Here is a 19911-nt window from a genome sequence, read left to right as displayed (position 1 = left end):
AAAATGAGCATCAGATCACATATGTAAATGAGTCGGCTTTTTCTTTCGAGTGGTCGCTAAAGGTTAGGTCTTATTAAAACACTAGCTCACTGGTTGAGTACATTTGAAGATAGGATCTTCTGCTCAATGAGTTGTTCTAACAAAAGACGCGTCTCTTTTCTAAAATAATCACGAAGTAAGCGGACAGTAGGAGTGATAGATTGACGACTGGGGCAAACGAGCCATAGCTCGGTCGGTGTAGGCTGGTAATCAGTCATCACATTGACGGCACGCCCGGAGAGTAGGTCGTCTGCCATATCCAAGCAGGATTTAATCGCTAACCCTTGCCCAGAGATACACCAACGCCTCACAAGGTCACCATCATTAGAGGCTCGATTTCCCTTTAATTTAACTTTGAAAGAGTCCTCATCTTTTTTAAAGCGCCATTCATTTTGCACGATATCACCCAATTGATAGAACAAACCATTGTAATCTTTGAGTTCATCGGGATGGCTTGGAGTACCATGCCTCTTTATATAGTTTGGTGAGCCGCAGAGTAGGCGAGGGACATTGCAGATCTTAAAGCCATACATACTCGCGTCAGTTGGTGAGCCGTAGCGAAGTGCCATGTCTACTGAGTCACGATAGAAATCAATATTGCTATCACTGATATTACTGCGTAGCGCCACTTCAGGGTGATCATTGAGAAAGTCGTCAATCCAAGGGGTGATCACGTTGCGGCCAAGGTCCGATGACAGAGCAATTCGAATCTCCCCCCCAAGTACATCAAGGTCTTCTTGCACGTTGGACTGGGCGGCATCAAGCAATTGAAGAGCCTGTTCACATTGGGGCAGATAGCGCTCTCCTGCTGGCGATAAACGCAATTGGCGAGTGGTGCGAATAAATAACTCTACACCTACGGCTTTTTCGACACGCTTGATAGCTGCGCTCGCGGTTGCCATCTGCATATCTAGGCTATTTGCTGCTGCGGTGATGCTTCTAAACTCGGCCACTTTGAGCACGACCTTGAGGTCATTGAGTAACATGATATTCAATCTAAATTTGATAATATATCTATCAATATAGTGTTTTTCGTTGAGGTGGCAAGTCGTAGCATACGGGCTATTCGTAATTGACTGAGACAGTGCCAGCTATGCAACAACTTCATTTTCAGCAAGGGCCTATTCGTCCTCCATCAGAAGCCGATAGTTTATTGATCCGCACAACCCAAGGGTGTCCATGGAATAAATGCAGCTTTTGCACCCTATTTGATGATATGGAGTTCTCTATTCGTCCAGTAGAAGATATCAATCGTGATATCTGGGCAGCAAAAGCATTTTATAAAGATCGTAAGTTCACTCGATGCTTTCTGCAAGATGGTGATTCGTTTGCGATGGAAACTACAGATTTACTTGAGGTGCTACAGACACTTAAGCAAACATTTCCTGAGTTAGAACAAATTAGTTCTTATGGAAGAGCGCAGACCATGACCAAAAAGACGCCACAAGAAATGAAGGCTATCTGTGACGCGGGTTTGAATATGCTGTATTGCGGGATGGAGTCAGGTTCGATTGACGTACTAAAGAAAATGAAGAAGGGCATAACCCCTAAATCAATTCTTAAGTCTGCAGAATATGCAAAGCAAGCAGGTATGAAGATGATGACATTTATCATCATGGGTTTGGGTGGCAAAGAACTTTCTGAGAGTCATGTAACGGGTACGGCTGAGTTACTGAATCAAATCAACCCAGAAGAAATACGTGTACTAACCCTTGCGGTTAAAGCAGGAACAGATCTTGATGACATGGTTCAACAAGGTGCTTTTACGCCACTGACCGAAAAAGAAATGGTGGAGGAACAAAGAAAGCTAATCAGTTTGTTAGACGGCATTAGTAGCCAGTATGGGAATTACCACTCTATTAATCTTTTGATGGAGTTAAGCGGGCGATTGCCTGTAGCGAAGCACAACTTGCTATCTACGCTTGACCGATTTTTGAGCATGGATAGTGATGAGCAGAATAACTTCATACTAGGGCGTCGTATCCACTATTACACTAGGTTGCAAGATATGGAAAACCGCCTCTACTTTGATACAGTCCAGCAGCAACTTAGCAAGATTGGCAATACTAACCCCACAGCAATTGAAGAGGTCTTCTACCATCTTCGCCAAAGAATGATTTAGGAGAGTAACTATGCTTGAGCTACAAAAATGGCAATGTCCAAATCCACATCACAGCCCATGGGTTATTGAAGATAATATCCTAAAGGTTCAAGTAGCAGAGGGGAACATGTGGGGGTTTGGTGGCAGGGCTAGAAATAACCTGTTCTTTAAAGCTACAGATACGACAGAATACGCAGTGCAAGCCAGTATAAACCTTGTGCCAAATCGAGCTTTTGAACAAGCGGGTATAGGTATTTATTGGGATGATGATAATTACATCAAGATCAGTAAAGAGATGTTTGATGGTCGATTATCTCTAGTGTTTGTAACGGAGAGTAATGGTAGGCCTAGAGTTAATGCGTTGTTGGATTACTCTGGTGACGAGGTCACGTTAAGGCTTGAGAAGAGTCAAACTAGTGTTGCTGCGATGTTTTCCATTGATGGCGGTACTCATTGGCAGCTCATAGGGACTACTGAAGTACTGCAAAACAAAGAGCGAGGATTGATGCTTTACACTTTCAGTGGCTCCATGCTAGAGCCAAATACTGCGCATTTCTCGGAATTGCTGGTAGAGTCGCTGTAGAAGCGTGACATTGTTGAAAGAAACATCAGATAGCGGTGAATGGGAGTTGCAAACAGTGGCTGCGCAACAAAGTCTCATTGAAATTAAAGAATGCTTCTCAGCGCTTCGCCTAATTTAAAATAGAGCCTTTGTATCGAGCTTATTATATTGTTCGAATTCAAGCTTATATAGCGGGTTCATACCGATTCACCCAAGTAATATGTTTAACTAGTATATTTACCAACACAGCCTAGTAATTTCATCAGTTATATTAAGTGCTGAAAAAAGTCATTATTACTCCATCGAAACGAAGAGCACTAATAACAAGCAGCTCTAGTTTATTAATAACAGCAACATTTACTTTGGTGGATATTATGAAAAAATTAACAGCTATCTCTTCTCTTATTGTTTCAGCTCTAGTTTCTGCGCCTACTTTCGCATCTGACCTAGACGTAGATTGGTTTGCTGGTGGCGGTGTAGGTTACCAGTTTGATGACACAAGCGGTCCTGGTGCAACGAACGGTGAAGATGTCGCATTTGAGCTACGTGGTGGTGCAATATTGAATGACCATCACCGTGTTATGGGCACAGTCGGTTACATGGACAAGCTTGAGCAGTCTAAGTTTGTCGCTTCATACGATTACTTACTGCCAGTTTACGATAATATCAACCTATTTGCCGGCGCATCAATGGGTGTAGCAGACAGCGAAATGGGCAATGAAAGCTCAACAGAATTTGTTTGGGGTGGTCAGGTAGGTGCAATGTATGAGTTTAACGATTCATGGTCTGCAGAAGTTTCTTACCGCTACCTGGACCAAGACTTTGAAGAAAAAGGTCTTAAGATTGATAACTCTCAACAAGTTATGCTGTCAGTGGATTATCACTTCTAATTCAACGTAACTAATTATTTAAGTGGGCACTACCTAGTGCCCACTTTTTATTTGTTTAGCTTACTTACCTAATTACAATCACATTTCATAATCTATTGAAAATATATTTAGCTTGTTACTAGTTTTGCAAGTATTTAGGCTGGATGATGTTCAATCCAGTGTTTTGCAATATCTTCTCTGGTTGCTATCCATACATTTTCGTATGATTGAACGTAATCTAGGAACCGTTTCAGTGCCATAAAGCGGCTCGGTTTACCTATGATTCTGCAATGTAGTCCAATAGACATCATTTTCGGCTTAGTTTCCCCCTCAGCGTACAAGCAGTCGAAGTGATCCTTCAAATACTGAAAGAACTCATCACCATGACTGAACCCATACGGCGAAGAAAATCGCATATCGTTAGTATCTAGCGTGTAAGGGATAACGAGGTGAGGTCGAGTTGTCTCGGCGCCCTCATAGGCAGGAACTTGCGCCCAAAATGGAAGGTCATCGCCATAATAATCAGAGTCGTAAAGCAGCCCATCTTGCTGTGAAACGAGTTCTCGTGTGTTGGGAGAATCTCGACCTGTATACCAGCCGATAGGACGCTTTCCTGTTAGCTCTTGGATGATATCGAGCGCCTGTTGCATGTGTTGACGCTCTTCTTGTTTCGGCATGTGTTGATAATGAATCCATTTCAGGCCATGACAAACAATCTCGTGCCCATCTTGGATAATCGCTTTGGTGACTTCGGGATTACGTTGGAGTGCAGTTGCCACGCCAAACACGGTAAGAGGAAGTTGGCGCTGTTTAAACTCATTTAATATCCGCCAAACGCCGGTTCTAGAACCATATTCATACATAGACTCCATGCTCATATGTCGGTCGGCATAGGCTTCGGCGCCAGCGATTTCTGATAAAAAGGTCTCTGAGTGTTGGTCACCGTGCAGAACGCAATTCTCGCCACCCTCTTCATAATTGAGGACAAATTGGATGGCTATTTTTGCCTTATTTGGCCAGTTGGCGTGAGGGACATTGTCTCTGCCGTACCCGATGTAATCGCGAGGGTTGAATTCATCCATAATTAAAACCTTGTGCTGTTGTCGCTAATGAGAAAAATTGCCAAAAAAGGGGCTACAAAGAAGTGTTACTGACTCCAATGTTTGAATTGCCCATAAAATGCTTTAGGGAGGGGTTTTGCGTACTGCCCTTGCTTGGATGTGGTGAGCTTTAACTGATGCAGCGATTCTGCAAGTTTTACCGCAGCAACTACACCATCAATGACTGGAACTTCGAGTTGCTTTGAAAGCTCATCCGCTAAATCAGACATTCCGGCACAGCCAAGAACTATGGCTTCTGCGCCATCTTCATTTATGGCTCTTAGACATTCCCCTTTTAACGCTTGATAGGTATCGAGGTCGATGGACTCGAGATCGAGGACAGCGATATCCGTTGCTCGAACTCCGCTACATAAATGTTGGTAACCATAGCGCTGTAACAGGTGCTCACTGGCAGGTAAGGTTCTGGTCATTGTTGTCACCACGCCAAATCGATAGCTCACTAAACTCGCGAGTTGAAAGGCCGCACCAGCGATACCTATGACAGGCTTGGTGGCAATTTCTCTTGCTGCATCAAGGGCAGGATCCCCAAAGCAAGCAATAATATGCGCATCCACCCCTTGCTCTTCGCCTTGCTGAATCAAATCCAATAGAGCCGCCGCAGCGATAGTTTCGTCAAAAGCACTCTCAATACTCTCGGGACCATTGGTAGGTGAAGAAGCCATGATCATAGTATTCGGTAGGGCTACACTGTGTGCACTGATGGCTATTTTGTCTGTCATACCCTGACAAGTATTAGGGTTGATAAGGTTTATTTTCATTCATTAGTCCATATTGGAGAAAAGTTGTTGAAAGTTAATTGGTTGCGACTGGCTCGACTCAAGGTTGAGTGAAGACTTGATCATTTCTAGGTGATGAGTCATCCAATGGATAGCTTGTTCAGCCTGATTGTTATCCAGTAGATCCAGAAACTCAGAATGATCGCCACAATCACAGCTCACGCTGCTGCGCGAGCCATAGGCGGCGATGATGAGAGAAGAGCGATAACAGAGTTGTTCAATGAAATTTGCTAGGACTGAATTACCCGATTGCTTTGCTAGCTCAAAGTGAAAGCGGGCAGTCAGTTGTATAGAAGACGCTAAATCTTTTCGTTGCTCCGCTTTTTTCTCTTCACTGACCATTGCTCTGAAGCGGCACGAACTTTGCTCGTCCCAGTTCGCAAGAATATCGGTAATAAGTAGCGGTTCTAGCATGATCCGGCTACGCAATACGTCTTCAGCTTCTTGCTGGCTCGGGTTATTCACGTGCGCGCCTTTGTTTGGTTGTATAACCACAAAACTTTCTAGGGCAAGGCGTTGTAATACCTTGCGAATACCTGTGCGGCTAATCCCAAAGGCTTCAGAAAGCTTGTCTTCTGGAAGACGTACTCCTGGTTCAAGTTTGTGTTCGACGATTGCTTTTAAAATCTTCTGATAGACTTTTTCATCATTTGCCATTGTCTAGTCTTCCTTATTTGTTCTTTAGTATGGATGCAATATGTATACCATTTTTGCGATTTATCAAATTTATAATTGTATACAATATTTTTACTTATATAGGTAAAGGATAGTAAAGGGTTAGCGCGGTTTGTGCATCAATAGGGGGTGTATAGGCAGATAAATAAATTGGTCCAAATAAGCACCATAAAGGCGCGAAATGTTTAATTTTGGTGCGATAGATCACTAATTTAGATGGTTATTTACAAAAATACTTAGTGTTCATAAGGGATTCAAATGTTGGCACGCAAATTGTATTGAAGATTGTATACAACAATACATGGAGATGTGTCTATGAAAACGGAATTACCTGTTAGTCCAAGATTGAGCAATGAGGATCTAGCCCCAGAAGAAAAGAAAGAATGGGGTTGGTACAGTATCTTTGCTTTTTGGATGTCGGATGTTCACAGCGTTGGTGGTTATGTATTTGCTGCTAGTTTATTTGCCCTTGGTTTAAATGGTATTCAAGTCTTTATCAGCTTACTTGCTGGTATATCTATTGTTTTGCTATTTGCTAACTTAATGGGGAAACCTGGTCAAAAAGCGGGCATCCCTTTTCCGGTAGTAGCTAGGATGTCGTTTGGAGTATTTGGTGCCAACATTCCCGCGGTTATTCGCGGATTGATAGCGGTTGTTTGGTATGGCATTCAAACGTATTTGGCCTCTAGCTCGTTTATCATTTTATTACTCTACTTTTTCCCACAAACGGAAACATTGGCTAACAGTCACTTTTTAGGTCTTTCGTATCTTGGTTGGGTTGGCTTTAGTGCGATGTGGGTGTTGCAGGCGATCGTCTTTATGTTTGGAATGAACATGATTCGTAAGGTTATCGACTGGTCTGGGCCTGCGATCTATTTAGCGATGTTTGCTCTGTGTGGCTATATGATTAATTTGGCTGGGTGGGAAAACATTAGCTTTAACTTAGGCAAAGAGTCTTTAGTTGGAACAGAAGCGATAATGCAGATGATTGTCGCAACTGCGCTTGTTGCGGGTTATTTTGCTGGTCCAACACTTAATTTTAGCGACTTCTCACGTTACTGTGGTTCTTATAAGAAACTTAAAATAGGTAACATTTTGGGTTTGCCAGTGAACTTCATTTTGTTTTCGTTGTTCAGTGTGATTATTGTCTCTGCGTCTATCCCAGTGTTTGGCGAAATGATTGTTGATCCAGTTGAAACGGTGAAGCGTTTAGACTCCGGAATGATTACTGTTTTAGGTGCTTTGACCTTCATTTTTGCAACGGTAGGTATCAATATTGTGGCGAACTTTGTCGCGCCAGCCTTTGACTTCTCAAATGTATCCCCACAAAAAATCAGTTTTAAAACGGGTGGATTTATTGCGGCATTTGGCTCGATATTGCTTACGCCATGGAATCTATTTAATAACCCAGAAGTGATTCACTATACCGTAGACGTGTTGGCAGCAATGATTGGCCCGCTTTATGGCATTATTATCGTGGATTACTTCTTTATTAAGAAAGAGAAGATTGATGTGCCCTCACTGTACACCGAGTCTCCGCAAGGGCTGTATTGGTACAAAGATGGTATCAATATGAATAGTGTATACGCTCTTGTTATAGCAAGTATGGCCGCAATACTTTCGACTTTCTTTATCACTGAACTTGCGAATTACGCGCTGTTTATCGGTGGCTTTTTATCGGCCTTCGTCTATAAGTTTTTAATGCAGAAGCGTTTGTCTTGGGCCGGACAGTCGGCGCTTGCCAAACAATCTTAATGTAACTCATAAGCTAAAAGGGCTATCCATTTTATGGATAGCCCTTTTTAATATGTTCAGTATTGCTAACTAAGAGTCTTTAATTGGCTGGCAACACCACAGCCGAGGCTTCGCCGCTGGAGTCACTATCGATCTTTTTGGATAAGTATTCATAAGCATGAACTACATAGAGCTTATTGGTTTCTCGTTGACACCAACTTTTGGAAAGACCTCTTCGGTTGAATTCAGCACCTATCGCCGCATGCGTCTGATTGGTGCGTCGCCCGTAGTACAAGGTATCGCAAAGTTGCATATTGGACATGTACTGAGGATAGAGGTTAACCGCAGATGTGTTGGCATTTAGGTTTTTAGCTTGATTGTGTGTACACCCAGTTAAAATTAATAAAAACAAAGCGATAAAGCTCTTTTTCATTGTCTATGTGCCATCAATTAATGCGAGAAAGCGACATTATAAGCATTAGCTCAGAGTTTGTTTGTCAATTTTGCAACAGGCAGTAACAGCACTCTGAGTTGCTGTATATTAAGCGTTCTAATTTATGCCTTCTTGGAAATGAATATGCCTTCATCGTTCGACGACTCATGCTTGTCGATCCGCTTGAGTAGGGCAATCGCCAAAAACATCGCAATAAAGAGTGTTGTTCCGCCAAATACGACTGCAGACCACCCGCCATGCTGCCAGCAATAAAGCAGTAAGAACCCACCTAAACTGCCGCCGATGTAGTAATGAACCAGGTATAACGCAGTTGCTGTCGCTTTGGCGTGTATCGCTTTGCGGCCAACCCATCCATAGGCAAGGGTATGAGTGAAAAAAGCCCCAAAGCTAATTAAAAGCAGCCCTATCATCATGGCGCCAAGGTGCTCCAGTAGGGCAATCCACATTCCAAGCATACTGAGTAGCGAACCTAAAAACATGCCTTGAATCGGAGAGAAGTGGCGGGTCCAATGCCCTGCACATTTAGAACTAAAGGTGCCAGCTAGATAGCAGACAAAAATCAGTGAAGCCAAACCAACAGGAACATTGTGCGGAGCGCCGACTAGGCGAAACCCCATTACAGAGTATAGGTTCACAAACAACGAGAAATTGATGCCTCCAATGAGCATAGCAATCCACACTTTCTGGTTCTTGAAGTGGCCGACTATCGCTCTGTGTTGATGATGAAAGCTTGGAGAGGAGGGGGTGAAGCCTTGCTGTTTTGGCAATAAGTATCCTACGAGCAATGCCCCGATTAATGTAAACACTAGAGCGACTTGAATCGCGGTTGCGACGCTGTAGTGATCCGCAATTAATCCACCGCTGATCCGGCCTGCGATTCCACCTAGAGAGTTAGCTGCTATGTAGCTACCAATGGCCATTGAAAAGGCTTTGCTATCAAGTTCTTCTGCCATATACGCCACAGCAACAGCGGCAAAAGCAGCAAGCGCGACGCCAATAATAGCTCGGCAAATCACCAAAAATAAGAACGATTGACCCAATAGCATAAGCCCAGAGACTACTGGGATTGCCAGTAATCCAAACATCATCACTGGTCGTCTTCCAACAGACTCTGAGATCACCGCCATAGGAACCAAGCTGAATGACAGAGCCAATGTTGTTGAAGCAAACAGCCAATTAACTTGGGTTTCAGATACTGCAAACTGCACAGCAAAGGCTGGCAACATAGGTTGAAGTAAATACAGATTGGAAAATACTAAAAACGACCCTAGTGCGAGAGAGAGGGTAATACGTTTGTATTCTGGTGAACCAAAGCTGACCATGTTTACCTCATTTTATGGTGATACGCCAAAAGAATGTACAAAGTGTGATTAGGCTATCACCAGGTCTTTAATATAAGAAATATATTAAAAATATTGTTCCCATATATTTTTGATCTCATGGAATCCAAGCAGCTCAAGCACTTTTTGGCGGTAGCTAAACATGGCAACTTCACCCAAGCAGCCAAAGAAATTCACATAGCACAGCCGGCACTTAGCATATCGATTAAGAAGTTTGAGCAATCGTTAGGAGTGGTGTTATTTCGCCGCGAGGAAAAAAGGGTCAGTTTAACCAAAGAGGGCGAAGTATTACTGGTGCATGCTCAGCGTGTCATCCAGCAACTTCATGATGCCACCTTAGCAATCGATGAGCTGAAAGGTTTACAGAAAGGTGAGGTACGTTTGGGCGCGCCCTCAATGATGGGGAGCTATTTCTTTCCACGTGTGGTGATGGCGTTTAAGAGCCAATACCCCGATTTAAAGCTGACACTGGTTGAAGCGGGTACACGCTCCATTCGTAAAATGTTACTTGAGGGGGACTTGGACCTTGGGGTGATTAATTGTGATGATGTGCCAGATGATTTGCATGTTGACCACTTGTTCACAAGTCAGATGGTGGCGGTTGTGGGTTCTGAGCATGAGCTAGCTAATAAGAAAAATATCGGTTTTGAAGAGTTCTTTGAGTATGAGCTGGTGATGTTCAAACATGGCTACTTTCATCGGGACTTTCTCGATCAGGTGAGTGAAGAAAATGGCTTATCTATGAAATCATCTTTTGAAACCAATTTGCTTCCTATGATTTTAAGTATCGTTAAGCAAGAGTTTGCGATCACCGCCTTGCTTGATTTAGTTACGGAGTATGAAAGTGGGATCGTTGGGATCCCATTTACTCCGCCTGTTACCTTAGACCTCGGTTTAGCTTGGCGCAAACAAGGCTATTTATCCATTGCCGATAGAACCTTTATTGAGTTTGTAAAACGCTATGTGTAGTAACGTTGAATACTCGAACCCCACTATAACGTTAACGACTCGACTTTCTCTTTTATCTGCTTGAGTGAGCTATCAAAAAACATCACTTCACCAATAGACAGTAATTCTGATGAATCAACCTCAGTCATCGCGTGATGGTAATATTCTTCTGCTCCTATGGTGTCACCAGTTGCTTCACTGAGTTTTGCGAAAGTGAGGTAATAGAAAACAGTACGTTGGTTATAGGGTATCTCTTTAAGATATTTTCTCGCGTCCAAAGGTAAGTCTTTAGACAGTGAAAGCATTGCTAACGCCTCTAGAGTTCTAAAAGAGGTCACATCTTGCTCATAAAATTGCGTGAGCATTGTTTCATGATCCTGATTCAACTTGGCCACTTCTTGATCCATCGAGTGCTCATTCAAAAGATAGGTATTGATAAGCTTGAGCATATAGTTAGCGCTGTAGGTATATTGGTTATTAGGCTCAATCTGCAGCGATCTTGATAGATCCATCAAAGCATCATTATTACGAATAATGTCAGGTGAGGCTGAAAATGCGCTTAATGTGTATTGCAACGCGTCAGGGTTATGCGGAAGTTCATTGACTCTATTGGCAATCTCTTGTTTATCTACATCAATACTGAAAGCGTCGAGCATATCATCCAAAGCGACATTAAGAGTACGCTGTAGGCTGTCCGAATCTAAATTATAGTTTCGGCTCAAGTGCTGCGCTCCGCTAATCTTGTTGTTGAATTTGACAGTAAGATAGTCATCGCCATCATGATTGATGATATCGAGAACAATAACATTGGCCGCTTTTTTCGCCGTTTCGTTATTGCTAATGATTCTAAAGTCTTTATAAGTTTTTAGTTGGCGCAGTAGATACATGCTTAACCCTGTTCCCAATCTATGACCCTGTATATTTGATGCGTAGATCAACTGGATGTATCTAGGCTCATAGGAGAGATATGAAGGAGCCGGTAGTTGTTCTTTTGCCTGCGTTATTAGCTGTTCATGGCGATCGTTGAGATATCTTGCCCCTATGCTGATAGAGACAAGCAAGATAAAGGCAAATATTGACCCAAACTGAGAATACTTTTTAGAGATTTTAGGTATCAATATCCTTTTTGCTTTAGATGAAACCTCGGTTTTAGCTGGCTTTTCTTCGATATCACTAGGCAATACTTGCTCAGTAGTACGAGGCATAGCAATAGGCTTAGGATGATTTTCAAGCTCAATAAGCTCGACATCCGAATCCAGTTTGTAACCGCGTTTTGAGACCGTAACAATATAGCCAAATGGATGTTCACCATTTTGCTTTAGTATTTTTCGCAGCTCGAAGATCGCCTGTGTAATCACCTGATCCGTTAAGATCATGCCATGCCACACTTCGTTGATCAGTTCATCACGAGAGAAGATTTGATGAGGGTGCTGACAAAGGAAAACGAATAAGTTCGAAAGACGTTTCTCAATTAAGAAGTCTTTGCCGTCTAAGATGAACTTATCTTCATAAGGAATAAAGAGCCAGTCGCCTACCTTATAATGAACTTTATTCTCTTTCATATGCACTGTTAACCCTACTATTTTTCTTGAAATTATTGCTGAAAATGACGTGATTCAACGACATCAATGGTTAAATGGAAAATATCCACCCAAGTCACCCGTTAAGATGACTTGGGTGTGATTAGGCTTATGCCTCAGTTGCAAGATATTCTTGGTAGTATTCGTCAAACATCTTGTTGATTGCTGTAGAGATAAGTGAGTATTGCTCATCTTCTAAGTTGGCTAGAGAAACCCTTAGCGACCAGTTTGGAGCATCAAAACCAGCACCAGGCATAACCACGATGCCATACTCTGAAGCTAGGCGAACAATGAAGTCCAATGGCTCAAATTCATTTTCCATCCATTCAAAGAATGACGCCTCATAAGTGGTTTCAATGATGTCTTTTACATCAATCTCAGCGTAATAAAACGCTCCATCCATGTTAAATCCACTTACGATTGGATCTTTTTTGCTTTCTTTCATTAGAGCGTTGTAGCGGTTGCGAACGATCTGCTTGGCGTCTTTTTGATATTGCTTACCTTCTTCTAATAGTGAAGCTAGTGAGAACATCGTCATTTGAATTTGCTGTGGAGTAGAAAGACCAGCAGTGTGGTTAAGTGCTACTGCACGGCTATCAGCAACTAGACGGTCAATAAACTTCAAGTTAGCAGGATCCAAGCTAATGCCGCTGTAGCGAGCAGTAAGCTGCGCTCGAACATCCTCAGGAAGATCAGCAATCATGCGATCTAAAATGTTGTCTTCGCTTAAACCAACAACACCTAGACGCCAGCCTGTTGCACCAAAGTATTTTGAGTATGAATACACCAAAATAGTGTTTCGTGGCGCAATCATTGCTAGAGACGTAAAGTCGTCAGCAAACGTACCGTACACATCATCTGTTAAGATGATCAGCTCAGGGCGTTTTTTAGCAATATCGGCAATTTTGTATAGAGTCTCATCACTCAGCTTTACTGAGCCAGGGTTACTTGGGTTCACCAAGAAAAACGCTTTGATTGATGGGTCATTCAGTTTTTCTAGCTCTACATCAGGGATCTGCCATGCAGCTTCTTCAGTTGCCATGATCTCGATTTTATTGAGGTTGTAGTCTTCAAGCTCTGGCATCTCGATGTATGGAGTGAAAATAGGCGCACCAATAGCAATGTTGTCACCAGAATTAAGCAGGCGGTTGCTCTTAAGTGTATTGAAGATGTAAACCATCGCAGCAGTACCACCTTCAACAGCAAAAAGGTCCATTGGTGATTCTGGTAGTGCCGGGCCATGACACATTTCTTGCTCAAGATATTTACGTGCAATTTTTTCTGAGTATTTAAGCATGCGATCAGGAACAGGATAGTTGTCACCTAGGATGCCAGATACCCATTCATAGACAAGTTCATCGCCATTGAAGTCTTGTAGGCAAGTTAGGTAGTTGTAGGCATTAAGCAAGAACGCAACACCCTCAGCTTGTTCATTGTCTTCGCAGTAGCGCAGGAAACGACCTGAGATATTATCTTCTGAACCGATACCACCAAAGCCATCGTATTGTTGAAAAGAGGTGCTCGCTTCTTGAAGCGCAAATAAACCTAGCTGGAAGAATGCACTACGTGGCTCAGTTGCAACCCAGTTTGGGTTACCACGGCCAGCATTGACCATAGATTTTTGACTATGACTTGCTAACTCAATTAACGTATTTTTAATCTCAAATGGGCTTAGAGTTTCAAGTTGTTTTTCTTCATTACGGTTCATAATTTAGTTCTCAGTTTATTTTTTAAAGTATTTGTTTAAATAGATTGTTGCTTTTACTTATCCAGGAATAATGATGTTATTTCTGCGCTGTATAGGGAGCTAACAATATGATCTTTATTGGTTAGCCATATATGTTGATTTTTTATACAAACATATTGATTCTATTTGTTTGTAGTCGATGTTTTATGGTGGTTTCTCGTGTGTTTCTTATGATCATGCTTTTTATCATTATGATGACGATCATGCTGACCATCAGAATGATGATTGATTAAATGTTTATGGCCTTCATTACTACCACCATGTTTATTATGTGGATGAGACTTTTCTTTATCTTCATATTGCATGTGGTCTTTATTGTGCTTGTGTTCTACTTCAGTACCATACTTATGCTTCATTTTCTCTGCAGTCGTATGTGCATTGTGTTGTTGTTTCTCTGACATGTTTATCTCCAGGGTTATTGAATTAACTGGAGCCTATTCTACGGTGTTAGTTAAAAGAAAAAATAAGAATGAAATAACAAATACCTATTTGATTTATTGCTTATTTTTCTTTTAAGCAATTGATTTTTATGTGTTATAAAAATTTTATCTGACATTAGATATACATTATTTGGTTGTGATTAAATTATGTTCATAAAGGGAGAGTATACAGGCAACAACACAACCCATTTAGAAAGTAGAGAGCACCATGTCTAAGAAAGCTATTTTTATTGTAGGCGTATTAATACTGCTTATATTGTCATTTGTTTTTGGATTCAATTTTATCAAAAACAAAATAGTTAGTGAGAAAGTGAAGGAATTTAAACTTCCCCCAGTCTCAGTGACTACTGTAAAACCACAGCAATCGCCGTGGAAGAGTTATTTGAATATTATTGGTGAGGTTGAGTCAGAAGAATCAACAAATATCACCACTCAAATTTCAGGCCAAGTATTGACTGTACATTTTAAATCAGGACAGTTTGTCAATAAAGGTGATGTAGTCGTTACATTAGATGACTCGCTTCTAATGGCTCAATACAAAAGTCAAAAAGCAAAACTTGATCTAGCTAAAATAGAACTATCAAGGAAAAAGAAATTGCTTGTTGGTAATAACGTATCTCAAAATTCTGTGGACCAAGCTCGTACTCAATATAATGCAGAGCGAGCAAGTCTAGCTTATATCGCAACTCAAATTGAACACATGAAAATCCGAGCACCATTTAGCGGTAAAGTCGGTATTCGCACTATTGATGTAGGTGATTATCTAACGCCAGGTTCTTTTATTGTTGAACTAGAGAGCACTGACCATTATTTCGTTGATATGTACATTCCAGAAGAATACAAGGGCAAGGTGAGTGAGGGACAAAATGTCACTTTCACCAGCGGCGCATTTGAAGGAAAAACTTATCACGCAACAGTGACTGCGATTCAGCCTTCGTCTAATTCTCAATCACATAACATTGAGGTTCGTGCACTGATATCGGATGAGGTTAATTCGTTAGTATCTGGAATGTATGTGGATGCTGAGATTGATTTGAACCTTCCTGTAACCGTGATGCCTGTTCCCGATATTGCGGTAAATTACTCTTTGTATGGCGATACCGTTTTTGTAGTAGGTGAACCTACCAAAGCCTCTGAAAAGGGGGCTGCAACTTATAAGGTTGAGCAGCGCTTAATTAAAACGGGTCCTAAACATGATGACTACGTTGGTGTGGTATCGGGACTGAAAAATGGCGATCAAATTGTGACTTCTAATCAGCAACAGTTGAAGAAGGGTTCAATCATATTGATCAACAACTCAAAACCATTTCCTCCTGTAACTAAGTAAGGTCATAAGAATGAAATTTACTGATTTATTTATCAGGCGACCGGTGCTGGCCGTCGTTCTGAGCTTAGTGCTTCTGGTTCTTGGCCTTAAGGCGTTTACTGAGCTTCAAGTTCGCCAATACCCAGAAATTGAAACGGGAGTGATTACCGTTACTACCGTATATCCTGGAGCGAGTGCTCAAAGCGTGCAGGGGTATGTGACTCAGCCGCTTCAAGCGCAGATAGCGCAAGCAGAGGGCATCGACTATATGACCTCAAAGAGTACTCTGGGTCAGTCTTTGATTACTGTAAACCTGAAGTTGGATTTTCCAACAGACCGCGCCTTGACTGAAATATTATCATTGGTGCAGCAGGTGAAATACCGTCTGCCTTCGGGCACTCAGGATCCGAGTATTGTTAAATCGACCTCGCAGTCACCTATCTTATATGTCTCTTTTGAGAGCGATACGTTAAAAGCTGAACAGATCTCTGATTATGTTAGTCGTGTGGTAAAGCCAACGTTCTCGACTGTAGATGGAGTATCTAAGGTTGATATCCTAGGTAAGAGTGACTTTGCAATGCGCATTTGGCTAAAACCAAATCAATTAGCAGTGTATGGCCTGACGGCCTCTGATGTTCAAAATGCGATTAAGACTAGTAACACAGTAAGTGCAGCCGGAAAGGTGAAAAGTAGCTTCATTGAAGTCGACATCAATGCTCATACAGATGCAGCAACTGTTGAAGACTTTAAGAACATTGCGTTAAAAGCTCAAGATGGACAGATAGTTCATATTAAAGACATTGCGACGGTAGAGTTGGGGGCGGCGACCTACAACGAACAAGTTATGTTTAATGGTAATCATGCCATCGTAACCGCTATCAGCAATACATCGACATCTAACCCAATTTCAGTGGTGGAAGATACATACAAATTATTGCCTTCAGTAGAAGACAGCTTGCCTCCGGGCATCAATGCAAACGTTATTTATGACTCTACAAAGTTCATTAACAGCTCTATTGATGAAGTAACAAAGACACTAGCAGAAGCGGCATTGATTGTTGTTATCGTGATCTTTGCGTTCTTAGGTTCAATGCGCGCAATGTTGATCCCGCTGATCACCATACCACTATCATTGATAGGCTCTATGTTCTTTATGATGGCGCTTGGCTTTAGCATTAACTTGTTAACGCTATTGGCTATGGTATTAGCCATATCGCTGGTGGTGGATGATGCTATCGTTGTGGTAGAAAACACCTTTAGGCATTTAGAAACAGGCGCGAGCCCAGTAGAAGCAGCAATTAAGAGTGCACGCGAGATATGTGGCCCTGTTATTGCGATGACCATTACCTTGGCAGCGGTTTATGCTCCGATTGGTTTCATGGGTGGTCTAACGGGTAAACTGTTTACGGAATTTGCGTTTACTTTGGCGGGTTCGGTACTGATTTCAGGTTTCATTGCATTAACGCTGACACCAATGATGACCTCAAAGATGCTTAACAAGCAGATCTTAGAGGGCAAGATGGTTAAGAAGATTGACCATATTATTGAAGCTCTGGTTAATCGTTATATTCGAGTGCTTACCGTTGTGATTAACAACAGAAAGCTAGTTTGGCCTTTGGTGGCGACATTCTTGGTTTCTCTTGTGTTCATGTTCACTCATACATCTAATGAATTGGCGCCTCAAGAAGACCAGGGCGTTGTTATCATGATGGGTAATGGGCCACAGCAAGGCAATACGGATTATCTTGCGCACTTTACTGAGTCACTATCGAATAAAATGATGGACTATCCAGAAACGGATATGACACTAATGGTAAACGGTTATAACAATGATCAAACTTTCTTTGGCCTGGGTGTATTGAAAGATTGGGAAGAGCGTGATGCAACGGCGCAAGATATTATGGGCCGATTCACCAAAGACACAGCCACAGACCCTGGTCTTCAGCTGTTCACAATCTCACCGCCCGATTTACCAGGTACTGCGCAAGGCCTTCCGTTTCAGATGGTGATCAAGACGCCAACTGGATCTTATAAAGATTTGTATCAGTACGCTGAGAAACTGAAAGAGTACGCACTGAGTAGTGGTAAGTTTATCTATGTTCAAAACGATCTTAAGTTTGCGAAGCCGCAGTTAGAGATTTCTATCAACCGAGATAAAGCGGCGCTGATGAATGTGAATGCACAAGATGTAGGTAATGTGCTAACGCGCTATATCAGTGAGGGTTTTATTAACTATTTCGCACTAGATCAGCGCAGCTATCAGGTCATTACCCAGGTATCTCGTGATGATCGAAGTTCAGCGGATGATATTAGCAAGTATTACGTTCGCTCGAATAACGGTGACATGGTTCCACTGTCAGCGCTGGTGGATATTACTGAATCTGTTCAACCATCATCGGTGGATCAGTTCCAGCAGCTAAACAGCGCAACCATTGAAGGTAAGATGATGCCAGGCATCAGTGTTGGTGAAGCCTATGAAGTGATGCTTAAAGGCGCAGATGAAATCTTGCCAAAATCGTATTCAGTAGACTCATCAGGTCAGCTAAGACAGTTCGTTGAAGAGGGAAGCTCGTTGATTGGCACCTTCTTCTTAGCTTTGATTATTATCTACTTGGTATTGGCGGCTCAATTTGAAAGCTTCCGAGATCCACTAATAGTCTTGACCAGTGTGCCTCTTTCTATATTTGGCGCCATGATTCCATTATATCTTGGGTTAGATACCTTGAATATTTACACTGAGGTCGGTCTAGTTACGTTAATTGGTTTGATTAGTAAGCATGGTATTTTAATTGTAGAGTTTGCGAACCAAATTCAAAAAGAGTGCAATGGAGATAGACGCCAAGCCGCTATTAAAGCTGCAAGCGAGCGACTAAGACCAATACTCATGACCACTGCCGCTATGGTTATTGGGGTTGTACCACTACTAACTGCAGCGGGTGCGGGTGCTCAAAGCCGCTTTGCAATTGGTCTTGTGATTACGGTGGGTATGTCGATTGGCACGCTATTCACACTATTTGTTGTGCCAACTATTTACACCTTCTTAGCTGAGGACCATAGCAAAGAAGAGTAATCCAAGCTGATCAGTCTTGAGTAAAACATGTAAAAAGGATGGGCTTACTTGGCCCGTCCTTTTTTTGTTTTCAACGCGGAGTATGGTTCTACACATGTACTTCTTCGTTTGATTCTGTGATGAATCAAAATAGCCTCTCTTTCTTAGTCACACCTATAGTTCGTTGTCGTTTTCTTCCTGCAAAATGTGTCACTGTCATCTGCATTACTTACTATGTTGCCAACCAGTAGTTGCCAGTTTGTCCCTGATAGTATTACATCTTCCAGCATCAGTTTACCTGTGTAATAGATGCGAAAATTCACCGTTTAGTCAGACCACCATCACTGTTTAGCAGCCAAAGAACCTACGCCTGAAGTAACCATAACCAATGAAGGATACGGCTACAGAGCTTGCTTTTTCATCTTGGTAATTAGTTACCTAAACATAAGAACTTCCATTCGACAATTCCCCTTTGAATTTCATTGACCACAATAGCCTAATAGAGATAAACCAAATAAAGAAAAGATTAATCGATACTTTTAAGTCATTGTATTTATTTGATTATTTTAACTTTACAGTAAGCTGATTACTGCGTTATGGATTCATTCCTTTTTCCTCATAAACTCCTTCCCATCAACACAAGGTACCGCTAAAGGAATTTCTCTTTTTCGGCTACCCGATTATGAATGAGTAAGCCTCTTCTCGTAATTCGTGTCAGTGATGAAAGGTACTGCTTTAACGCCAATGAGCGCATGGCATCGACTTTTCAATCGAAACTATTAAATGAAGATATTGGAATTAAAAATGAAAAAATCACTAGGTTTGTCAGCTCTTGTGCTTTCTATCATGAGTGCATCAGCGTTTGCATCAACACAAGCGCAAGGCGATGTAGTTATTCAGGAAAACGTTGATCAAATCACTTGTGGCCAGTTTGTTGAACTGGATGAAGAAATCATGCCGATTACGGTTGGGTATCTGTATGCGGTGAATGCTGACGATACAGAAGTCGATGTTATTGAGGTTCAAGATCTAGTTGATGTTGAAATTGCCTCGATTGTTGAAGAGTGCACTGTGACACCCGAAGTAAAAGCAGTTGAAGTGGTTGATAGCCACGTTGCTGAAAAAGCAAAAATTGCAAATGACGTTGAAGTGGCAATGTAGAGGCTGAAT

At 41.9% G+C, this 19911-nt stretch carries 17 protein-coding genes; 8 read left to right on the top strand and 9 right to left on the bottom strand.

What is annotated here, in order from left to right; all coding sequences use genetic code 11:
• Nucleotides 1–86: 86 nt before the first annotated feature.
• Nucleotides 87–1025: a LysR family transcriptional regulator gene (locus OCU46_RS10045; protein WP_141272576.1), complete on the bottom strand. Its 939-nt coding sequence runs from the start codon at nt 1023–1025 to the stop codon at nt 87–89.
• Nucleotides 1026–1132: 107 nt separating this feature from the next.
• Between OCU46_RS10045 and OCU46_RS10040 the strand changes: the two genes are divergently transcribed.
• The 3 genes from OCU46_RS10040 (at nt 1133) to OCU46_RS10030 (ending at nt 3592) form a co-directional block, all read left to right on the top strand.
• Nucleotides 1133–2161: a radical SAM protein gene (locus OCU46_RS10040; protein ID WP_141272578.1), complete on the top strand. Its 1029-nt coding sequence runs from the start codon at nt 1133–1135 to the stop codon at nt 2159–2161.
• Between the two features lie 10 nt (nt 2162–2171).
• Nucleotides 2172–2723, top strand: coding sequence for a DUF1349 domain-containing protein (locus OCU46_RS10035; RefSeq protein WP_167495426.1), 552 nt, complete (start codon nt 2172–2174; stop codon nt 2721–2723).
• 353 nt (nt 2724–3076) lie between these two features.
• On the top strand, nt 3077–3592 hold the full coding sequence (locus OCU46_RS10030) for a porin family protein (protein ID WP_141272580.1): 516 nt from the start codon (nt 3077–3079) through the stop codon (nt 3590–3592).
• 134 nt (nt 3593–3726) lie between these two features.
• Here the strand turns inward: OCU46_RS10030 and puuE are convergent, their stop codons facing one another.
• The 3 genes from puuE to OCU46_RS10015 all read right to left on the bottom strand — a co-directional run bounded on the left by puuE (nt 3727) and on the right by OCU46_RS10015 (nt 6125).
• A complete protein-coding gene (gene puuE / locus OCU46_RS10025) occupies nt 3727–4653 on the bottom strand; it encodes an allantoinase PuuE (protein ID WP_141272582.1) in 927 nt (308 codons plus the stop codon).
• A 65-nt stretch (nt 4654–4718) separates the two neighbouring features.
• The gene (locus tag OCU46_RS10020; RefSeq protein ID WP_141272584.1) at nt 4719–5450 is read right to left on the bottom strand and encodes an aspartate/glutamate racemase family protein; all 732 of its coding nucleotides are present in this window, start codon (nt 5448–5450) and stop codon (nt 4719–4721) included.
• A gap of 3 nt (nt 5451–5453) precedes the next feature.
• Nucleotides 5454–6125, bottom strand: a complete 672-nt coding sequence (locus OCU46_RS10015) for a GntR family transcriptional regulator (protein ID WP_141272586.1) — start codon at nt 6123–6125, stop codon at nt 5454–5456.
• Between the two features lie 333 nt (nt 6126–6458).
• Between OCU46_RS10015 and OCU46_RS10010 the strand changes: the two genes are divergently transcribed.
• Nucleotides 6459–7898, top strand: coding sequence for an NCS1 family nucleobase:cation symporter-1 (locus OCU46_RS10010; protein WP_141272587.1), 1440 nt, complete (start codon nt 6459–6461; stop codon nt 7896–7898).
• A 79-nt stretch (nt 7899–7977) separates the two neighbouring features.
• On the opposite strand, the gene OCU46_RS10005 is transcribed toward OCU46_RS10010, so the two are convergent.
• Nucleotides 7978–8310, bottom strand: a complete 333-nt coding sequence (locus tag OCU46_RS10005; protein ID WP_141272589.1) for a hypothetical protein — start codon at nt 8308–8310, stop codon at nt 7978–7980.
• 122 nt (nt 8311–8432) lie between these two features.
• Nucleotides 8433–9653 (bottom strand): MFS transporter, encoded by a 1221-nt coding sequence (locus OCU46_RS10000; protein ID WP_141272591.1) that lies wholly within the window; start codon nt 9651–9653, stop codon nt 8433–8435.
• 117 nt (nt 9654–9770) lie between these two features.
• Between OCU46_RS10000 and OCU46_RS09995 the strand changes: the two genes are divergently transcribed.
• Complete coding sequence (locus tag OCU46_RS09995) at nt 9771–10640, top strand: LysR family transcriptional regulator (RefSeq protein WP_141272593.1); 870 nt, start codon at nt 9771–9773, stop codon at nt 10638–10640.
• A 23-nt stretch (nt 10641–10663) separates the two neighbouring features.
• On the opposite strand, the gene OCU46_RS09990 is transcribed toward OCU46_RS09995, so the two are convergent.
• The 3 genes from OCU46_RS09990 to OCU46_RS09980 form a co-directional block, all read right to left on the bottom strand.
• Complete coding sequence (locus tag OCU46_RS09990) at nt 10664–12181, bottom strand: winged helix-turn-helix domain-containing protein (RefSeq protein ID WP_141272595.1); 1518 nt, start codon at nt 12179–12181, stop codon at nt 10664–10666.
• Nucleotides 12182–12308: 127 nt separating this feature from the next.
• A complete protein-coding gene (locus OCU46_RS09985; protein WP_141272597.1) occupies nt 12309–13907 on the bottom strand; it encodes a bifunctional aspartate transaminase/aspartate 4-decarboxylase in 1599 nt (532 codons plus the stop codon).
• Between the two features lie 161 nt (nt 13908–14068).
• On the bottom strand, nt 14069–14347 hold the full coding sequence (locus tag OCU46_RS09980) for a hypothetical protein (RefSeq protein ID WP_141272599.1): 279 nt from the start codon (nt 14345–14347) through the stop codon (nt 14069–14071).
• Nucleotides 14348–14696: 349 nt separating this feature from the next.
• Between OCU46_RS09980 and OCU46_RS09975 the strand changes: the two genes are divergently transcribed.
• The 3 genes from OCU46_RS09975 (at nt 14697) to OCU46_RS09965 (ending at nt 19902) form a co-directional block, all read left to right on the top strand.
• Complete coding sequence (locus OCU46_RS09975; protein WP_244311446.1) at nt 14697–15713, top strand: efflux RND transporter periplasmic adaptor subunit; 1017 nt, start codon at nt 14697–14699, stop codon at nt 15711–15713.
• A 10-nt stretch (nt 15714–15723) separates the two neighbouring features.
• On the top strand, nt 15724–18762 hold the full coding sequence (locus tag OCU46_RS09970; protein WP_141272603.1) for an efflux RND transporter permease subunit: 3039 nt from the start codon (nt 15724–15726) through the stop codon (nt 18760–18762).
• A gap of 783 nt (nt 18763–19545) precedes the next feature.
• The gene (locus tag OCU46_RS09965; RefSeq protein ID WP_167495427.1) at nt 19546–19902 is read left to right on the top strand and encodes an HdeA/HdeB family chaperone; all 357 of its coding nucleotides are present in this window, start codon (nt 19546–19548) and stop codon (nt 19900–19902) included.
• The last annotated feature ends 9 nt before the right edge of the window (nt 19903–19911 follow it).

The organism is Vibrio comitans (genome assembly GCA_024346835.1).
In the GTDB taxonomy this organism is placed as follows: Bacteria; Pseudomonadota; Gammaproteobacteria; order Enterobacterales; family Vibrionaceae; genus Vibrio; species Vibrio comitans.
This window is presented reverse-complemented; position numbering and strand designations above follow the sequence as displayed.